The sequence below is a fragment of the Pseudomonas sp. NPDC087817 genome (genome assembly GCF_044742875.1).
Lineage (GTDB): Bacteria > Pseudomonadota > Gammaproteobacteria > Pseudomonadales > Pseudomonadaceae > Aquipseudomonas.
In genome coordinates this window covers 1-17,877 of the sequence record NZ_JBIUVJ010000066.1, presented here as the reverse complement: position 1 = coordinate 17,877, position 17,877 = coordinate 1, and the positions used below count along the sequence as shown (strand labels likewise).

The following is a 17,877-nucleotide window of genomic DNA, read 5'->3' as shown; positions in this document are numbered from 1 at the left end:
TTTTCCGATTTATTGTTTCGCGGAGTTTTTGCCCCTATGAAGCACAACGTCATCCTTGTCGTGCTCGACGGCCTCAACTATGAAGTCGCGCGTCACGCCATGGGGCATCTGCAGGCTTACGTTGGCGCAGGACGCGCCGCGCTCTACCAGTTGGAGTGCGAGTTGCCGGCCCTGTCCCGACCGCTTTACGAATGCATCCTCACCGGCGTGCCGCCGATTGACAGCGGCATCGTCCACAACAACGTCTCGCGCCTGTCCAACCAGCGCAGCATCTATCACTACGCGCGCGACGCCGGGCTGAAAACCGCCGCTGCCGCCTATCACTGGGTCAGCGAGTTGTACAACCGCTCGCCATTCGTGGCCGCCCGCGACCGTCACACCGACGATCCGACGCTGCCGATCCAGCACGGCCATTTCTACTGGCAGGATCACTACCCGGATTCGCACCTGTTCGCCGACGCGGAACACCTGCGCCTGCGCCACGCGCCGGACTTCCTGCTGATCCACCCGATGAACATCGACGACGCCGGCCACAAGCACGGCCTCGACACCGCGCAATACCGCAACAGCGCACGTTTTGCCGACATCTATCTCGCCGACTATGTGCAGGGCTGGCTCGACGCCGGTTATCAGGTGCTGGTGACTGCCGACCACGGCATGAACAACGACCGCTCGCACAACGGCCTGCTTCCCGAAGAACGTCAGGTGCCGTTGTTCGTCCTCGGTGACGCCTTCAGCCTCGACGCAAACGCCACACCGAAACAGACGGAAATTTGCGGCACGGTCTGCGAACTGCTCGGCGTACCCCACGACAAACCTGTGTGCCGGGAGTTGCTCAAGTGAATGCCATGACTCGCGGCAAATGGCTGGCGGCCCTGTGTCTGGTGCCCTTCGCCCTGTTCTTTATCGTCTTCGAAATCGCTCCGCTGATCTGGGTGATGATCAACAGCCTGCAATCGGAGGAATTCGGTTGGGGACTGGAAAACTTCACCAGGATCTTTAGCTCGAAGTTCTATCTGCAAGCGATCCAGTACAGCCTCGAGATCAGTTTCTGGTCGAGTGTATTCGGCATCATCATCGCCGTGCTCGGTGCGTATTCGCTGCGCCGGGTCGACTCCAAACTGCGCAATTTCGTCAATGCCTTCGCCAACATGACCAGCAACTTTGCCGGCGTGCCTCTGGCCTTCGCGTTCATCATCCTGCTCGGTTTCAACGGCAGCTTCACCATCATGCTCAAGCAGGCCGGGATCATTCAGGACTTCAACCTGTACTCGAAAACCGGCCTGATCATTCTCTACACCTACTTCCAGATTCCCCTCGGCGTACTGCTGCTCTACCCGGCCTTCGACGCCTTGCGCGAAGACTGGCGCGAGTCCGCTGCGCTGCTCGGCGCCAATGGCTGGCAGTTCTGGCGACACATCGGCCTGCCGGTGTTGACCCCGGCATTGCTAGGCACGTTTGTGATCCTGCTGGCCAACGCCCTTGGCGCCTACGCCACGGTGTACGCGCTGACCACCGGCAACTTCAACGTGCTACCGATCCGTATTGCGGCGATGGTCTCCGGAGATATCTCTCTCGATCCGAATCTGGCCAGTGCGCTGGCTGTGGTACTGGTGGCGCTGATGACCATCGTGACGGTTGTGCATCAACTGCTGTTGAAGAGGAGCTACCATGTCTCGCGCTGAATCCGGCCCGGCCGGTGTCTACCACCGCGTCGTGGTCTACCTGCTGTTCGCCATCCTCCTGTTGCCACTGGCCGGCACGCTGGTCTATTCGATCGCCAGCAGTTGGTCGGCGACCATTCTGCCCAGCGGCTTCACCTTCAAGTGGTACATCCAGTTGTGGAGCGACCCGCGCTTTCTCCACGCCTTTGGCCAGTCGCTGCTCGTTTGCGTCGGCGCGCTGGTGCTGTCGGTGGTGCTGATCCTGCCGCTGCTGTTCGTGGTGCATTACCACTTCCCGAAACTCGATGCGCTGATGAACATCCTGATCTTGCTGCCCTTCGCGGTGCCACCAGTGGTGTCGTCGGTGGGCCTGTTGCAACTGTACGGTTCCGGGCCGATGGCGATGGTCGGTACGCCTTGGATTCTGATCGGTTGCTACTTCACCGTGGCGCTACCGTTCATGTACCGGGCGATCACCAACAACCTGCAAGCGATCAACCTGCGCGACCTGATGGACGCCGCGCAACTGCTCGGCGCCAGCACCTTTCAAGCGGCGTTTCTGGTGGTGCTGCCGAATTTGCGTAAAGGCCTGATGGTCGCGCTGCTGCTGTCGTTCTCGTTCCTGTTCGGTGAGTTCGTCTTCGCCAACATCCTCGTCGGCACCCGCTACGAAACCCTGCAGGTTTATCTGAACAACATGCGCAATAGCAGCGGGCATTTCACCAGTGCGCTGGTCATCTCGTATTTCTTATTCGTGCTGGTCCTGACCTGGATCGCCAACATCTTGAACAAGGACAAAAGCGAATGAGCTATGTCAGCGTCCAACACCTGCAAAAAAACTACGCGGGCACCACGGTGTTCAGCGACATCAACTGCGAAATCAACAAGGGCGAATTCGTCACCCTGCTCGGCCCGTCCGGCTGTGGCAAATCCACCCTGCTGCGCTGCATCGCCGGCCTGACGCCGGTGGATGGCGGCAAGATCCTGCTCGACGGTGTCGATATCGTGCCGTTGAGTCCGCAGAAACGCGGTATCGGCATGGTGTTCCAGAGCTACGCGCTGTTCCCCAACATGACCGTGGAACAGAACGTTGCCTTCGGCCTGCGCATGCAAAAGGTCAACGCCGACGACAGCCAAAAGCGCGTTGCCGAAGTGTTGAAACTGGTTGAACTGAACGACTTCGCCAGCCGCTATCCGCATCAGTTGTCCGGTGGCCAGTGCCAGCGTGTCGCCCTCGCCCGTTCGTTGGTCACCCGCCCGCGTCTGTTGTTGCTGGATGAACCGCTGTCGGCACTTGATGCGCGGATTCGTAAACACCTGCGCGAACAAATCCGTCAGATCCAGCGCGAACTCGGCCTTACGACAATCTTCGTCACCCACGACCAGGAAGAAGCGCTGACCATGTCTGATCGGATTTTCCTGATGAATCAGGGAAAAATCGTACAGAGCGGCGACGCTGAAACCCTGTACACCGCTCCGGTCGATGTATTCGCTGCCGGGTTTATCGGCAACTACAACCTGCTCGACGCCGATGACGCGTCGAAGCTATTGCAACGGCCGATCAACCACCGCATCGCCATTCGCCCGGAAGCTATCGAACTGAGCCTCAACGGCGAACTCGACGCGCAGATTCGCAGCCACAGCCTGCTCGGTAACGTCATCCGCTACCGGATTGAGGCGCGTGGCGTGGAACTGGTGGTGGATGTGCTTAACCGCTCGGCCGCCGATCTGCACCCCGACGGTCAGCGCCTGGCACTTTCCATCGATCCGACTGCCCTGTGTGAGGTAGCTTAAAAGCAGCTGCAAGCTTCGAGCTACAAGCTTCAAGTTGTAGACTGCGGCGCAGCTGATTCCAATTCTTGCAGCTCGAAGCTTGTAGCTCGCAGCTGTTCTCGGAGAGAACTGATGGCCCTGGCAATTTTTGATCTGGACGAAACCCTGATCCACGGCGACTGCGCCACCCTCTGGAGCGAGCAGATGGGGCGCCTGGGCTGGGTCGATCCCGAGTCGTTCATGCGCAAGAACAATGAGCTGATGGACGCCTACAGCCATGGCAAATTGCGCATGGAAGACTACATGGAGTTCAGCCTCGAACCCTTGATCGGCCGCACGCCGGAAGAGGTCGAGCACCTTGTCGGCCCCTGGGTCGAAGACTTCATCGAGCCGATCATCTTCAGCGACGCGACCAAAACCATCGCCGCCCACCGCAAGGCCGGCGACCGGATTCTGGTGATCTCGGCGTCGGGTACACATCTGGTCAAACCGATTGCCGATCGCCTGGGCATCGACGAGGTGCTGGGCATCGAACTGGAAGTCGCGCATGGCGTGTACAGCGGCCACACCGTGGGCACCCTGACCTATCGCGAAGGCAAGATTACCCGGTTGCTGGAATGGCTGGATGCCGAGGAAGAAAACCTGGAAGGCGCGAGTTTCTATTCCGACTCGCGCAATGATCTACCGTTGTTGCTGAAGGTGGATTTCCCGCATGTGGTGAATCCGGATCCGGTGCTGCTTGAGCACGCCGAAAAAGCCGGCTGGCCAATCCACCTCTGGAAATAACGGAGATCAAATGTAGGAGTGAGCCTGCTCGCGATGGCGATCTGTCAGCCAACATCAATGCTGACTGACAGACCGCCATCGCGAGCAGGCTCACTCCTACAGGGTTTGCGTTCTCAGCTCAGGCTGTCGTCAATCACCAACACCAGTTTCCCCGAAACGGTATTGCTCGCCAGCTCGGCAAACGCCGCCTCGGCGTCTTTCACCGCAAAAGCCTTGGCCAACTGCGGACTCAACCGTCCTTCGGCAAACAACGGCCACACATGCTGGCTCAGATCACTGAACAGATCGGCCTTGAACTGATCGTCACGACTGCGCAGGGTCGAGCCCAGCAGTTGCACACGCTTGGCCAACACCTGCGCCAGATCCAGTTTTGCCTCACGACCGCCCATCAAACCAATCAACACCCAACGCCCATCCAGCGCCATCAGCTTGAGATTGAGCACCGAATAATTGCCACCGACCGGATCCAGAATCACATCGAACGGGCCGAAGTCGCGCAGACTCTCCAGATCATCCGTGCGAACGACCCCGCCCTGCGCTCCCAGCGCCTCACAGTAAGCCAAACGCTCGGTTGAACCGACGCTGACCCAACATGGGTTGCCAAACGCCTTGCACAGCTGAATAGCGGCTGAACCAATTCCACTTGCCCCGGCGTGCAGGAGAACTTTCTCACCGGGTTTGAGTGCCGCAAGTTGAAACACATTCAGCCAGACTGTTGCGTAAACCTCGGGTAATGCCGCCGCTTCGATCAGCGATACACCTTCGGGCACCGGCAGCACGTGCCGTCCGTCGACCACCACCTCTTCGGCCATGCCGCCCCCGGCCAGCAAGGCGCAGACCCGGTCGCCCACCTGCCACGAACTGCCAGCACCGACCTCGCTGATCACCCCGGAACACTCAAGACCGAGCACTTGGCTGGCGCCGGGCGGGGGCGGATAAAGCCCTGCCTTCTGTAATAAATCGGCGCGATTGAGGCCGGCTGCCGCCACTCGAATGCGGACTTGTCCTACATCACACGTAGGACTCGGCTCTTCAACCCATGCCACTTGACCTTCCACGCCTTGCAATGCCTTCACAGTGCCTCCATAGTGAGTCTGGACTGAGCCCGAAGCTGTAGCGCCGGGCTTTTTGCATTATGCGACCGGCTCTCGTAGAACCGGCGACTTCAAAGACGGCCTAATATGCGTTATCAATTGTCCCCGCGTCGAATCAGCATGAAGCATTTGCTCCCCAGCACCGCCCTCGCTCTTTTTATCGGTATCGGCCTGTTGCCGGTGTCTGGCACCACATTCGCAGCCAACAGCTGGGATAAGTTGCAGCCTGATCGCGATGAAGTCATCGCCAGCCTGAACGTCGTCGAGTTGCTCAAGCGTCACCACTACAGCAAGCCGCCACTCGACGATGCGCGCTCGGTGATCATCTACGACAGCTACCTCAAGCTGCTGGACCCGTCGCGCAGCTATTTCATGGCCAGCGACATCGCCGAATTCGACAAGTGGAAAACCCAGTTCGACGACTTCCTCAAAAGCGGCGACCTCAACGCCGGGTTCACCATCTACAAGCGCTATCTGGACCGCGTCAAGGCGCGTCTGGACTTCGCCCTTGCCGAGCTGAACAAAGGCGTCGACAAGATGGACTTCACCACCAGGGAAACCTTGCTGATCGATCGCAAGGACGCCCCTTGGCTCAAATCCACCGCTGAACTCGACGACCTGTGGCGCAAACGCGTCAAGGACGAAGTGCTGCGGATGAAGATCGCCGGCAAAGAGCCGAAGCAGATCCAGGAAACCCTGACCAAGCGTTACAAGAACCAGTTGTCGCGCCTCGACCAGACCCGTCCGGAAGACATCTTCCAGGCGTACATCAACACCTTCGCCATGTCTTACGATCCGCACACCAACTATCTGTCGCCGGATAACGCGGAAAACTTCGACATCAACATGAGCCTGTCCCTCGAGGGCATCGGCGCCGTGTTGCAGAGCGACAACGACCAGGTGAAAGTCGTGCGTCTGGTGCCGGCAGGCCCGGCTGACAAGACCAAGCAGGTCGCTCCGGCCGACAAGATCATCGGTGTTGCCCAAGGCAACAAAGAGATGGTCGACGTGGTTGGCTGGCGTCTGGACGAAGTGGTCAAGCTGATCCGTGGTCCGAAGGGTACCGTCGTACGTCTGGAAGTGATTCCGGCGAGCAACGCGCCGAACGACCAGACCACCAAGATCGTGCCGATCACCCGTGAAGCGGTGAAGCTCGAAGACCAGGCCGTGAAGAAGTCCATCCTGAACCTGAAACAGGACGGCAAGGACTACAAACTCGGCGTCATCGAGATCCCGGCCTTCTACCTCGACTTCAAGGCGTTCCGTGCCGGTGATCCGGACTACAAGAGCACCACCCGCGACGTCAAGAAACTGCTGACCGAACTGCAGAAAGACAAGGTCGACGGCGTGGTCATCGACCTGCGCAACAATGGCGGCGGCTCCTTGCAGGAAGCCACCGAGCTGACCAGCCTGTTCATCGACAAGGGCCCGACCGTCCTCGTGCGTAACGCCGATGGCCGTGTCGATGTGCTGGAAGATGAAAACCCGGGTGCGTTCTACAAAGGCCCGATGGCGCTGCTGGTCAACCGCCTGTCTGCCTCGGCTTCGGAGATCTTCGCCGGTGCCATGCAGGACTATCACCGCGCGCTGATCATCGGTGGCCAGACCTTCGGTAAAGGCACCGTGCAGACCATTCAGCCGCTGAACCATGGCGAACTGAAACTGACCCTGGCCAAGTTCTACCGGGTCTCCGGTCAAAGCACCCAGCATCAGGGCGTCCTGCCGGACATCGACTACCCGTCGCTGATCGACACCAAGGAAATCGGCGAGAGCGCCCTGCCGGAAGCCATGCCGTGGGACACCATCCGCGCGGCGATCAAACCGGCAGCCGATCCGTTCAAACCGTACCTGGCCCAACTCAAGTCCGAGCACGACACGCGCACCGCCAAGGATGCCGAGTTCGTCTTCATCCGTGACAAGCTGGCGCTGGCGCAGAAACTGATGGAAGAAAAAACCGTCAGCCTCAACGAGGCCGATCGTCGTGCCCAGCACGCCGACATCGACGCCAAACAGCTGACGATGGAAAACATCCGTCGCAAGGCCAAAGGCGAAGAGCCGCTCAAAGAGCTGAAGAAAGAGGACGAAGACGCCCTCGCCGCCGCTGAGCCGGACAAGGTCAAACCAGAAGACGATGCCTACTTGAGCGAAACCGGGCGCGTGCTGCTGGATTACCTGAAGCTGAGCAACCAGGTGGCCAAGAAGTAAAGTGATGGCAATTTAATGCTGACGACCCCCGGATCGTCATCAAACAGTCATCATTCTGTCGTGCAATAAAGGACTGGGAGCCACTCTCTTCATCGAGAGCGCTCCCAGTCCTTTTTTTATCGCCAGAGATTGCCATGACCACGACCGAACAGCTGAGTGCCTTGAGCTCGATCCTGACTCAAAGCGGATTACACAGCCTGTTCCAGCCGATCATCTGTCTCTCCGAACGGCGCATCCTCGGTTACGAAGCCCTCACCCGTGGCCCGTCCAATAGCCCTCTTCATTCGCCCATCGCATTGTTCGCCGTAGCGCGTCAGGCCGGCCGTCTGAGTGAACTGGAAATCGCCTGCCGGCAGAGCGCCTGTCGCCGTTTCAACGAGCAGCAACTGCCGGGGAAGCTGTTTCTTAACGTCTCGCCGGAGTCCTTGCTCGAAGCTGCGCACCAACCGGGGCGTACGTTGCAATTGCTGCAGGACTTCGGCATTCCGCCGAGCCAGGTAGTCATCGAACTGACCGAACAGACGCCGATCGACGACTTCCAATTGCTGCAAACTGCGCTGCATCACTATCGCGCCATGGGCTTCTCGATTGCGCTGGATGACCTCGGTGCCGGGTATTCGAGCCTGCGCCTGTGGTCGGAACTGCGTCCGGATTACGTGAAGATCGACCGGCACTTCATCGACGGTATTCATCAGGATGCGTTGAAGCGAGAGTTTGTTGGATCGATTCTGCAAATCGCCAAGGCCTCGCGAGCGCAAGTCATTGCCGAAGGTATCGAACTGCCCGAAGAGTTGGCGGTGCTGACCGAGATGGGTGTCGATCTGGTACAGGGTTACCTGCTCGGCCGACCGCAGGAACATCCGCCCCGCGACGCCCGGGCCTTGATGCCGAAACACGACAGCAGCGCCGTAGCGTTGAACGACGAGGGCAGCGATCTCAGCGCTCTGCTCAATGACCAACCCGCCGTGCATCGCGACACGCCGACCGCCACTGTGCTGGAAGCCTTCCGCCGCCAGGCCAACCTCAACTCACTGGCCGTCCTCGACGAACAAGGCCAGCCATGCGGCATCGTTCACCGCCACTCCCTATCGGATGCCCTGCTCAAACCCTTCGCCACCGACCTGTTCGCCCGCAAACCCATCAGCCGCTTGATGAACGACGACTTCCTCGCCGTGGAAATGAGCCAATCGCTACAGCAGGTCAGCCGCCTGATCACCAGCCGCGCCCGCCAACGCATTGAAGAAGACTTCATCATCACCCTCAACGGCGGCTATCTCGGCCTCGGGCGCGTGATCGACGTACTCAAACTGATCACCGAATTGAAAATCCAGCAGGCCCGTTATGCCAACCCACTGACCCTGCTACCGGGCAACGTGCCCATCCAGCAATGCCTGACCCGCCTGCTGCAACAGGGCCGCGAATCGATCATCTGCTACGTCGACATCGACAGCTTCAAACCCTTCAACGACATCTACGGCTACGGCCGCGGCGACGAAGTCCTGCTGTGCCTGGCGCAATGCCTCAACGAACGCGTCGACCCGTCGCGCGACTTCGTCGGCCACATCGGCGGCGATGACTTCCTCCTCGTCCTCGGCCCGGAAGACTGGCGCAAACGCCTTAACCAGTTGCTTGATGACTTCCAAAGCCAATGCCGCCGCTTTTACCGCCCCGAACATCTTGAAGCAGGTTGCTTCATTGCACCGAATCGCCAGGGCATTCGCCAGGAATTTCCGCTGCTCTCGCTATCGATTGGTGTGGTCCACCTGCACCCCGAAGCCTGCGCACAACTCGACGCAAGCCAACTGGCGGAGATGGCTTCGCAAGCGAAGCATCATGCGAAGAATGTTCCGGGGTATAGCGTGCACCTACTCGACAGCCTCACCGCCCCTGAACTGCATAAACCGCAACTAATCGGCCAACGCTGATGCCCCAAACACCAAAAATTCCTTTGGGAGCGGGCTTGCCCGCGAAGGGGTCTGTTCAAACAGCCTTTATATCGCTACTGACAATTTTTTGAAAACCGCCTCGAGAATCATCAAACAGTTTCAAATCAAATCGCGCTGTGCAATCAAGATAGAAGTCACTCACAAGACTGACCTCGTCATGTCGAAAATCCATTACTTGCTTATAAAATGACGTTATAGCCGGATCATTGGAGTTACTCATAGAATCAATCACTTCACACTTTTCGTACACCCGCACTGTATCTACCACCGCGTTCTCAAAATATACCTCGCGATTTTCAAGACCGAGAAATCTGGAAAAATGAAAAGGCAAACTTCGACCCGATCTAAAGATATTACAAAGACTAAGAACTAGAAGACTTGCAAAATACAAACGCTCCCTGCAATCTGGATTTGAGATTAACTCCAGTAAACCTGCGTCTCCGCATTCGCCGAAAATATTCTGTTCCACTGCCTCAGGATCCTCACCGTACTGGTCACCAAACAGCTCAGCATCTGACTCTCCGCGAGTCCATCGCTTAATATCGTCGAATGACCACCTACCCTCAATGACCTCAATCATCAAGCTTTATCATCCTTTAAATGTTCATGCTGATATCTCGCTAAGCATTCAAGTAAAACCTGCATGAATTGGCGCTGATCCTCTACATCGTCATCGAAGTATGTTGTGATTTTTGTGAAGATCGCATCAAAATTATCATCAACTTCCAAATAGTATATCAACGTTTCGATACACCACTCGCGCTCACGCTCACTATAAGAAAGAAACTCAGGCTTCATAAGAATATCAAAAAGCTCAGCAAGCTCCTCTTTATCATTAACATCCTTTGAAACAATGATTTTTTCACGTGCGTCGTCGTGAGTATTATCTATATCAAATAGAAAAAGCAGACTACGCAAGACAAAATATTCAGGCTTACGTTTCATGGCATAAATTCCGCATAAGAAGTTATCGGCTTACCTGCTCTATCAAGGATTACTATTGCATGTGTTTGTTGCCCATAATCTACGCCCCCTCTCTTATAGCCCTCACCAATAATTTTGCCCATATTCATCGGCTCCCTCGACGCCATTTGCCCATTTCTCCTAAAAATAAGTTGCGCACGATGTATGGCATTCAGTTGGTCTCGATAACTAAAAAAATGAGTGGCCGCACTAGGTATCTTGGGCTGTCCTGCTCTTCTACCGTTGGTGTAGACCTCAATGTTTCCAGTAGTTGGGTTTCGTCCTGTAATTGAACGTTCCTGCTGAGAAGCCAGCGTAGTCTGTTTGCCATGTTTCTCTAAGAAGTGTGCGTCTCTCGTGTTTTTTTCCATTTCATCCAAACGTCGATAAGCATTCGCCTCCGCCAACTCATCAATCCTCGCCCGCCGCTCCTGCGCCGTCATCTTCGGCAGCGCTGGCTCACCGTCATCAACCTTACCTCCGGGCACCTCACAACCCGGCTTATTCGGCGGCGGGCAGTTGGACGTCAACCCCAACGGATCCACCCACCCCGTCGGATTCGGCACGTACTGGTACTGATTCAACCCACCGGCCAACTTGATCGGATCCGGCGTCAGATACCGTCCCAACCTCGGGTCGTAATACCGATGGCGGTTGTAATGCAGCCCGCTTTCCCCATCGAAATACTGCCCTTGGAAGCGCAGTGGCTGGTCCAGGTATTCCTCGCCGGCCAGGGTGATGGCGGCGACTTTGCCGTAGGCGTCGTATTGCGCCGACCAGACGATTTCGCCGCTGTAGTCGGTGAGTTCCTGCGGGGTGCCGAGATGGTCGAGTTGGTAGTAGAACGGGCAGGCGCGTTTCGGGCCTTTGCCGTCGAGCAGCGCCAGCGGGCGGAAGGTGCCGGGTTCGTAGACGTAGCTGCGGTGGTGGGTCTTGCTGCTTTCGGCGACGAGGTGGTCGCCTTGCCAGAAGAACTCGGTGGTGGTGCCGTCGACGGTCTTGCTGATGCGCCGGCCGAAGGCGTCGTATTGGTAGGACGCGGTTTTGCCGTCGGGGCGGGTCAGGCCGATGAGGCGATGCTGGCAGTCGTAGCTGTATTCGGTGACGAGTTTCTGCGCGGTGCCGCGGCGTTCGCGGATCAGGTTGCCGAAGGCGTCGTAGTCGTAGTGGCGATCGCCCTGCAGCAGCAGGCGGTTGCCCTTGATCTGTGTCGGGCCGGGACGGTCCTGCATCAGCAGGTTGCCAGCCGGATCGTGGGCGAAGGATTCCGGCAGTTCGTCGCGTGAGTGACGCACGCGGATCAGGCGGTCGAGGGCGTCGTAGCCGTAGGTGCGCTGGCCGTGGCGGGTGTCGGCGATGTGCTCCAGGTTGCCGTTGGCGCTGTAGGCATAATCGCGGCGGTACAGCGAAGCGTGCTCATGGCCTACGGCGTGGGCGAGCAAGCGGCCCTGATCGTCGTAGGCATATTCGCTGAGCAGCAGGCCTTGTTTGCGCTGCTGTTCACGACCGGACTCATAGCGATGCGAAGTCAGGGGCGCGCCGTTGAGGTGGATTGCGGTGAGCGCGCCGCCCTTGGCGTAGTGGTAGTCGAGCTTGCTGTTGTCCGGCAGACGCTGGCGTTTGAGCTGGCCGCAGGCGTCGTAGCTGTAACGCAAGGTGCCCCAGCCCTGATGCTCGGTGATCAGCCGATCCTGCAGGTCGTATTCGAAGGCCAGCGGGTGTTTCTGGCCGTCGTCGACGCCGGTCAGTCGGCCGAGGCGGTCGTAGCGGTATTCGACCTTGACCCCGTCCGGCAGGGTCTTGATCAGCAGGCGCCCGGCGGCATCGCGCTCGTAAGCGGTGAGCAAAACAGAGCCGTCATCGCCGAACTCGGTCTTTTCCAGCAGATGGCCATTGAGGTCGTAGGCGTAGGCCGTGCGTCGGCCGTCGAAGCCGGTTTCCTGTCGGATCAGTCCGGTCGGCGTGTAGTCCAGTTGGTACTTTTCGCCGGACTCGTTTTCGATCTCGGTGAGCAACAGCTGCGCATGGTCGTAGCGGTACTGCACCCGCGTGCCATCGGGGTTGATCTTGCGCGAGACCAGGTGGAGGTCATCGTCATACTCGTAGCGGGTGATGCGCCCGAGTTCGTCGCGTTCGGCGGTGACCTGACCATAAGCGCCGTAGCTGTAGGCACGGGTGGAACCTGTAGGAGAAGTCGTCTGGAGCAGTCGGCCAACCGCGTCCCAGTGCTGCCGCGTGATCGCGCCGTGTTCATCAACAGTGGTCGTCCGCCGCCCCAGCGCGTCGTAGGAAAAACGCCGCACGCCGCCATCGGGCAGGGTTTCTTCCGTCAGTTGACCGAGCGTGTTCCAGGCGAAAACATGCCGACTGGTGTCCGGATAACGGATCGACAGCAACTGCCCGCGAGCGTCGTAGTGGTAATGGCTGACCTGCCCGTCGGGATCAACCGCTTCGGTGACATCGCCCTGGGCATTGCGCCGGTAGGTCCACACCGCTTCGCCACGGCAGCGGCTGTGCAGGAAACCGTTGCGGTACTCGTAGGACGTCGGCTCATCGTCCGGCGGAAGCAGCGCGATCAGCCGTCCGACGTCGTCGTAGCGGTATTCGGTAACGGCGCCTAAAGGATCCTGTTCGGCGATCAAACGTCCCGCGTCGTCGTAAGCCTTGAGGTGCTCGCCGCCGTCGGCTTCGACCTTGCGCACCAGGCGTGCACGGTCGTCGTGGACGTAGGTTTCTTCGGTGCCATCGACGTAATGCACCGCCACGCTGCCGTCGTCGTCCCAGACGTAACGGGTGTCCATCTGCGAGAACGAGGCCCAGTGCCGCACGCAGCGGGCAGCCTTGCCAGCGCGCTCCCACTCCCAGAAGAAGCTCGCGCCACCGGTCAACTGGCGCTGCAGAATGACGTGCTGATCGTCGTAGTCGTAACGTTCGCTGTCGCCGACGGCGTTACGCGCTTCGATCAGGTGCTGATAGGCGTCGTAGGCGTAACTGACGAGGGTCTGTTCAGTCGTCCATTCCCCGTGCTGACAAGACTGATAATCAACTGCCACCACATGCTGTCGGTCATAGCGCAACAACAACGCCCGCCCAGCCCCGTTATCCAGCCGCTGAACACGATCCTGACGATCCCGACTAATACGCAGACGGTTGCCATACCCATCACTAACCGCGGCCAGCCTTCCAGCCCGAAAGTGATAAAACCGCGCCGCGTCCCCCGCCAGCGCGAGGATCAACTCCTCCGGCTCATCCCCGAGAAAAATCGCCGCCCGCGACAGGCTGTTGTGAATCGCCGGCCGCTCGACACCCGGCAACGGAAACCGCGTACGGCGGCTCTCATGGTCAACCCAGACCACAAAATCGCCATCGAACTCCAGCCGATGCGCCAGCGAGTGACTCCAGCCAAACCCCAGCCCGACATCGATCTCGGCCGCGCTGGTGCGATACAAACGGGTGAACTCAAACGGCAGCAAACCATCCAACACGCCATCGGTCAGGGTCAGCAGTTCCTCGCCAGTGACCATCGACACCGGGCAGCCGTTGGTGCACGTACCTGGCACACAATCGGCGCTGTCACCGTTGGGGTTTTTCGCCTGATCCGGCGCGTCGTCGTGGTGTTCGTTTTTCTTCAGCAAAGCGTTGCGCTTGGCATTCCAGCGCAATTGCATCCGGCCTTTTTTCACACTGGCCGCAATCCCGCGCGCGGCGACGGTCTTGTATTTATCAACGTACTTGATGAAGCCGCTGACGATGCCGAACAACGCCTTCACCAACCGCATCACCGCCGACAGCAGTTGAACCGCGCGATCCGCCATACGCAGCGTCAGATAAGCGATGCCCGCGCCGCCACTGGCAAACGTCAGAACAACGGCAATCAGCACATCAATCAACAATTGCACGATGACCAGCGACACCGCTTCAGCGGTTTTGCCGAAGACCTCACTGGGCGGCAGCATCTCCAGCCAAAGGCTGGCCGTACGCAACAGCAAACACAGCGCGGCCTCGTCACTGACCAGCAACTGCAGCTTTTCCATGAGCTCGGGAGCGTTCGCAGCCAGATCGATCAGATCCGCCGCGCCACTGCCCAGGCGCTCTGCAAACGCGCCCGGATCCTTGAGAATGTCCGACAGCATCCCAATGCTGTCCCACACCCCTTCGATCGCCGCCCAGCTCCCGGCGAGCATGCCGTTGCCCGCCGCCGTCGCCACCGACTGCGACCACTGCGGCTTGAATCCCTGCCACTCGCTGCGCAACCAATCATCCAGCTCAACGGTCAGGCCATCGTAGGATTCGAAAAGATCTTCAACTTGTCTCGGGGTGACAGCGCTGTGCACATGCACCCGATAGAACTTGCCCTCTTCGCCGCGAAATTCGCCCTGGCCTTGGGCATCAAGGGTCACGGGTACTGTTTTGCCACCATCTACCGCCACGACATCAACCACGATGTTGCCCAGCGGGATGTCATAGACCGATTCGAACTTGCTCTCGATCAGCATCAATCCGCCCTTCGGGCACTGGACGACGCGGGAGAAAAACTGGTCGTCGCTACTGCTGACGGCGCTAGTGTTTTCACCGAAGCGGATCAACCGCTCCATGCCCATCAGCGACGGCAGATCGGCGGCGTGGCTGACGGTATCGGCTGTACGGCTGGCCCAATGTTTGAGCTGTTCGCGGTAGAGGCTGAGGGTGTCGGGGAAGCTGTCGAGCTCTTGCTCGATACGGGTGATGGCTTCCATCAACGTACGCTGGCGTACGGAGTGGACTGAATGACCGGGTCGAGCATGAACGTTCCCTCGCGCAAAAATTAGGCGCGGGAACTGTGCGGGGGATCAATCAGGAAAGAAGTCAGGCAAGTAGGCAATGGATGTAGGACTAGTCTGTAAAACATCAAAAAAAATAAACAGACCGGCATAAACGCAAACGTGGCGTGAGGTTTCCCTCACGCCACGTTTATTGGGCAGACATATTTGAAGTTACTGCGTTGAACCTCCAGTCCCCAGTTCTTTCAATTTGAGCTCGGCCAACGGATGCCCGGCCTTGGCCGCCATATTCCACCAGCGTGCGGCTTCGACAGGATCCGGCGCTTTGCTTGGCGTGCCTGCCAGGCTGATCACACCGACCTGATAGGCCGCTTTGCCATCACCGGCCAGGGCCGCCAACCGCAACAGGCGCACGCCTTCTTCTCGCGCCCCCAGCCCGACACCGCGGAAGGTCAGGATGTGTCCGTAGAAGCTTTGCGCGCCGACATCGCCGAGGTTGGCCATGCGTGCGAACTGGCCCTCCAGCCAACGCCAGCCGCGCGGCTGACGGACAAACCACGACCAGTGAAACAGCCGGCGCGCCAACCAGTAGCTGGCCTGCGCCTTGAGTCGTAAAAACACTCAGGCCTCCGCCGATTCCGGGTATTCGTATTCGAAGACTCTGACCACTTCCGAAGCATGCCAGGAAGCCGCTGCGACACCATCGGACGGCCCGGAAAAACGCCCCAGACGCTCAACGCACTCGAAAAAACCGGTGCGCGGCAGACGACTCGCGCCCTGACTGATTACCAACGAGCTGCGCAACGGCTGTTCAGCCTTGGCGTCGAGTGCCGCCAGATGCTCAAGCGCGGCGGTCAGGGTCTGCATCGCCGGCGTCGGCAATTGCAAACGTTCGAGCAGCGCCCGATACGTCAGCAGATGACGTTGTCGGCGTGCCTGATCCAGTTCCCCCAGCAATCCGTCCCAATGTTGTCGACTGATGCGTACGCTCACGATTCTTCCCTCCACCCTGGCACCGTCAGTTCCCAGGCCAGGCTGCGGCGAATCGCGGCGTCAGGCAGACGCTCACCACTTTCAATCATGGCCAGGTAAGACGGGCTGATGCCTACCGTGCGGGCCAGCGCCTCGATGGCGATGCCCTTCCCTTCGCGCAAACTGCGTAGTTGATCCAGACCTGGAAGAATCGGGTCCGGTGATGCCGCGACTGGCTCTGGAGCCTGCCGCGACGGTGCTTCGTTGATGCCTGCTGCTTTCAGTAGAGCCTGATACTGAGCCCATGGCAAAACCGCGTATTCGGGTTCGCCATCGCGTGCAATTATCTGAATATCCATGACTACCCCGTAGGACAACAACACTTAGCGAGTCGGCACTTTTCCCTAGAAGTGTAATCCTAACAGCGGCCAAGGTCGCGGGGGGTATCTATCTGTTGGCGGGTTGGGTGGATCAGGGCTTTTTCGGGCCCTGAAGTTGCAGTTGCGCGGGGGTATCAGGCAGACGCTCGACGACCGCCAGTTTTTCCGGTTGCTGGCGATTGCGCCAAAGTCTGAAGGCGCTGAGTTCATCGTCGAGGGTTTTCATCAGCCAGGCGAGGACGGCTATGTCATCAAGCATGCCGAATACCGGGATGAAATCCGGGATTGCATCGACCGGACTGAGGAAATACATCAGCCCCGCGACCACCGAGATCAACGCTTTGGGACTGATAGCGCGATACTCGCCGCGCCAGTAGGCCAGGCATAGCGCCTGGAGCAAACGCAGATCATCCTTCAGTTTTCCGAGACGATTGCCCTGCGCAGCGCCTTTGCTGGCTACCGCAAACAGCAACGTCGGCAGGCGACCGCGAGCGAGCAACCGGCCAGCCAAGGGCAGGAATCGAGCGAAATTCCACGGAGCTTTCATCTTTTCCTCCCGTTGAAATGTTATCCACACAAATTGTGGATAACCTTGTGAACAGAGCTGCATTTCAGCGCTGAGAGCCCCGTTTCATAAGGGCTGCGCTCAGATCGGGCGTTTTTTACTCACATAAAAAACCCCAATATTTCATTGACTTGGCGGCTCAGGGCGTCTAGCGCAGCAACCTCAAAGGCTATGACTCTTCTGACCGGCATCGGTTCGCTCTGTTTACCCTTGCCAAGGTCCAGATGCAACAACGCCCCGCATAAGCGAGGCGTTGTTGTTGAAGCCCTGGCCGATTACTTGGCGGCAGCAGCGTCTTCTTTGGCTGGATCCTTGATGGCCAGCAGTTCCAGGTCGAAAACCAGAACCGAGTTGGCCGGGATTGCCGGGCTTGGCGATTGTGCGCCGTAAGCCAGATCGCTAGGGATGTACAGTTTGTACTTCTCGCCAACGTGCATCAGTTGCAGACCTTCAACCCAACCCGGGATCACGCCGCTCACCGGCAGATCGATCGGGCTGCCGCGCTCGACGGAGCTGTCGAAAACGGTGCCGTTGGTCAGCTTGCCGGTGTAGTGAACGGTCACTACGTCGGTAGGCTTAGGCTGTGGGCCGTCAGCTTTCTTGACCACTTCGTACTGCAAGCCCGAGGCGGTGGTAGTCACGCCAGCCTTCTTGCCGTTTTCTTCGAGGAACTTCTTGCCGGCAGCTGCCGACTCTTCGCTCATCTTGGCCATGCGCTCTTCGGCACGCTTTTGCAGCGCGGCGAAAGCTTCGACCAGTTCTTCATCTT

At 58.6% G+C, this 17,877-nt stretch carries 16 protein-coding genes; 7 read left to right on the top strand and 9 right to left on the bottom strand.

What is annotated here, in order from left to right:
* Window positions 1-36 precede the first annotated feature (36 nt).
* The 5 genes from ACIONG_RS25860 (at window position 37) to ACIONG_RS25840 (ending at window position 4,223) form a co-directional block, all read left to right on the top strand.
* Window positions 37-843, top strand: coding sequence for an alkaline phosphatase family protein (locus tag ACIONG_RS25860; RefSeq protein WP_103307245.1), 807 nt, complete (start codon window positions 37-39; stop codon window positions 841-843).
* A 5-nt stretch (window positions 844-848) separates the two neighbouring features.
* Complete coding sequence (locus ACIONG_RS25855) at window positions 849-1,685, top strand: ABC transporter permease subunit (protein WP_177431477.1); 837 nt, start codon at window positions 849-851, stop codon at window positions 1,683-1,685.
* Window positions 1,672-2,472, top strand: coding sequence for an ABC transporter permease (locus ACIONG_RS25850; RefSeq protein ID WP_401303524.1), 801 nt, complete (start codon window positions 1,672-1,674; stop codon window positions 2,470-2,472). Before ACIONG_RS25855 ends, ACIONG_RS25850 begins: the two co-directional genes overlap by 14 nt.
* Window positions 2,469-3,458 (top strand): ABC transporter ATP-binding protein, encoded by a 990-nt coding sequence (locus ACIONG_RS25845; protein ID WP_213028019.1) that lies wholly within the window; start codon window positions 2,469-2,471, stop codon window positions 3,456-3,458. The genes ACIONG_RS25850 and ACIONG_RS25845 overlap by 4 nt, the downstream gene beginning before the upstream one ends.
* 111 nt (window positions 3,459-3,569) lie before the next feature.
* Window positions 3,570-4,223, top strand: coding sequence for an HAD family phosphatase (locus tag ACIONG_RS25840; RefSeq protein WP_213028018.1), 654 nt, complete (start codon window positions 3,570-3,572; stop codon window positions 4,221-4,223).
* Between the two features lie 113 nt (window positions 4,224-4,336).
* On the opposite strand, the gene ACIONG_RS25835 is transcribed toward ACIONG_RS25840, so the two are convergent.
* A complete protein-coding gene (locus ACIONG_RS25835) occupies window positions 4,337-5,299 on the bottom strand; it encodes a zinc-binding dehydrogenase (protein WP_315448479.1) in 963 nt (320 codons plus the stop codon).
* Window positions 5,300-5,437: 138 nt separating this feature from the next.
* Between ACIONG_RS25835 and ACIONG_RS25830 the strand changes: the two genes are divergently transcribed.
* Together ACIONG_RS25830 and ACIONG_RS25825 are read left to right on the top strand one after the other, a co-directional pair.
* Window positions 5,438-7,522, top strand: a complete 2,085-nt coding sequence (locus ACIONG_RS25830) for a carboxy terminal-processing peptidase (RefSeq protein WP_213028016.1) — start codon at window positions 5,438-5,440, stop codon at window positions 7,520-7,522.
* 134 nt (window positions 7,523-7,656) lie between these two features.
* Window positions 7,657-9,447, top strand: coding sequence for a bifunctional diguanylate cyclase/phosphodiesterase (locus ACIONG_RS25825; protein WP_401303521.1), 1,791 nt, complete (start codon window positions 7,657-7,659; stop codon window positions 9,445-9,447).
* A gap of 55 nt (window positions 9,448-9,502) precedes the next feature.
* Here the strand turns inward: ACIONG_RS25825 and ACIONG_RS25820 are convergent, their stop codons facing one another.
* The 8 genes from ACIONG_RS25820 to ACIONG_RS25785 form a co-directional block, all read right to left on the bottom strand.
* A complete protein-coding gene (locus ACIONG_RS25820) occupies window positions 9,503-10,048 on the bottom strand; it encodes a hypothetical protein (RefSeq protein WP_401303519.1) in 546 nt (181 codons plus the stop codon).
* Window positions 10,048-10,413 (bottom strand): hypothetical protein, encoded by a 366-nt coding sequence (locus tag ACIONG_RS25815; protein WP_401303517.1) that lies wholly within the window; start codon window positions 10,411-10,413, stop codon window positions 10,048-10,050. The genes ACIONG_RS25820 and ACIONG_RS25815 overlap by 1 nt, the downstream gene beginning before the upstream one ends.
* A complete protein-coding gene (locus ACIONG_RS25810) occupies window positions 10,410-15,167 on the bottom strand; it encodes an RHS repeat-associated core domain-containing protein (RefSeq protein WP_401303515.1) in 4,758 nt (1,585 codons plus the stop codon). The genes ACIONG_RS25815 and ACIONG_RS25810 overlap by 4 nt, the downstream gene beginning before the upstream one ends.
* Before the next feature lie 237 nt (window positions 15,168-15,404).
* Window positions 15,405-15,812, bottom strand: a complete 408-nt coding sequence (locus ACIONG_RS25805; RefSeq protein WP_103307431.1) for an SEL1-like repeat protein — start codon at window positions 15,810-15,812, stop codon at window positions 15,405-15,407.
* Window positions 15,813-16,184, bottom strand: a complete 372-nt coding sequence (locus ACIONG_RS25800) for a hypothetical protein (RefSeq protein ID WP_003223109.1) — start codon at window positions 16,182-16,184, stop codon at window positions 15,813-15,815.
* On the bottom strand, window positions 16,181-16,522 hold the full coding sequence (locus ACIONG_RS25795) for a helix-turn-helix transcriptional regulator (protein ID WP_103307432.1): 342 nt from the start codon (window positions 16,520-16,522) through the stop codon (window positions 16,181-16,183). Before ACIONG_RS25795 ends, ACIONG_RS25800 begins: the two co-directional genes overlap by 4 nt.
* A 112-nt stretch (window positions 16,523-16,634) precedes the next feature.
* The gene (locus tag ACIONG_RS25790; RefSeq protein WP_213028011.1) at window positions 16,635-17,090 is read right to left on the bottom strand and encodes a YkvA family protein; all 456 of its coding nucleotides are present in this window, start codon (window positions 17,088-17,090) and stop codon (window positions 16,635-16,637) included.
* 293 nt (window positions 17,091-17,383) lie between these two features.
* Window positions 17,384-17,877 (bottom strand): FKBP-type peptidyl-prolyl cis-trans isomerase (locus ACIONG_RS25785; RefSeq protein ID WP_401303512.1); only part of this gene is annotated, 494 nt, incomplete at its 5' end.

What these genes read in the sequence shown, in the direction of transcription:
- ACIONG_RS25860 (WP_103307245.1), top strand. Translation starts at nt 37, where the DNA reads ATGAAGCACAACGTCATCCTTGTCGTGCTCGACGGCCTCAACTATGAA.
- ACIONG_RS25855 (WP_177431477.1), top strand. Translation starts at nt 849, where the DNA reads ATGACTCGCGGCAAATGGCTGGCGGCCCTGTGTCTGGTGCCCTTCGCC.
- ACIONG_RS25850 (WP_401303524.1), top strand. Translation starts at nt 1,672, where the DNA reads ATGTCTCGCGCTGAATCCGGCCCGGCCGGTGTCTACCACCGCGTCGTG.
- ACIONG_RS25845 (WP_213028019.1), top strand. Translation starts at nt 2,469, where the DNA reads ATGAGCTATGTCAGCGTCCAACACCTGCAAAAAAACTACGCGGGCACC.
- ACIONG_RS25840 (WP_213028018.1), top strand. Translation starts at nt 3,570, where the DNA reads ATGGCCCTGGCAATTTTTGATCTGGACGAAACCCTGATCCACGGCGAC.
- ACIONG_RS25830 (WP_213028016.1), top strand. Translation starts at nt 5,438, where the DNA reads ATGAAGCATTTGCTCCCCAGCACCGCCCTCGCTCTTTTTATCGGTATC.
- ACIONG_RS25825 (WP_401303521.1), top strand. Translation starts at nt 7,657, where the DNA reads ATGACCACGACCGAACAGCTGAGTGCCTTGAGCTCGATCCTGACTCAA.
- ACIONG_RS25820 (WP_401303519.1), bottom strand. Translation starts at nt 10,048, where the DNA reads ATGATTGAGGTCATTGAGGGTAGGTGGTCATTCGACGATATTAAGCGA.
- ACIONG_RS25815 (WP_401303517.1), bottom strand. Translation starts at nt 10,413, where the DNA reads ATGAAACGTAAGCCTGAATATTTTGTCTTGCGTAGTCTGCTTTTTCTA.
- ACIONG_RS25810 (WP_401303515.1), bottom strand. Translation starts at nt 15,167, where the DNA reads ATGGAAGCCATCACCCGTATCGAGCAAGAGCTCGACAGCTTCCCCGAC.
- ACIONG_RS25795 (WP_103307432.1), bottom strand. Translation starts at nt 16,522, where the DNA reads ATGGATATTCAGATAATTGCACGCGATGGCGAACCCGAATACGCGGTT.
- ACIONG_RS25790 (WP_213028011.1), bottom strand. Translation starts at nt 17,090, where the DNA reads ATGAAAGCTCCGTGGAATTTCGCTCGATTCCTGCCCTTGGCTGGCCGG.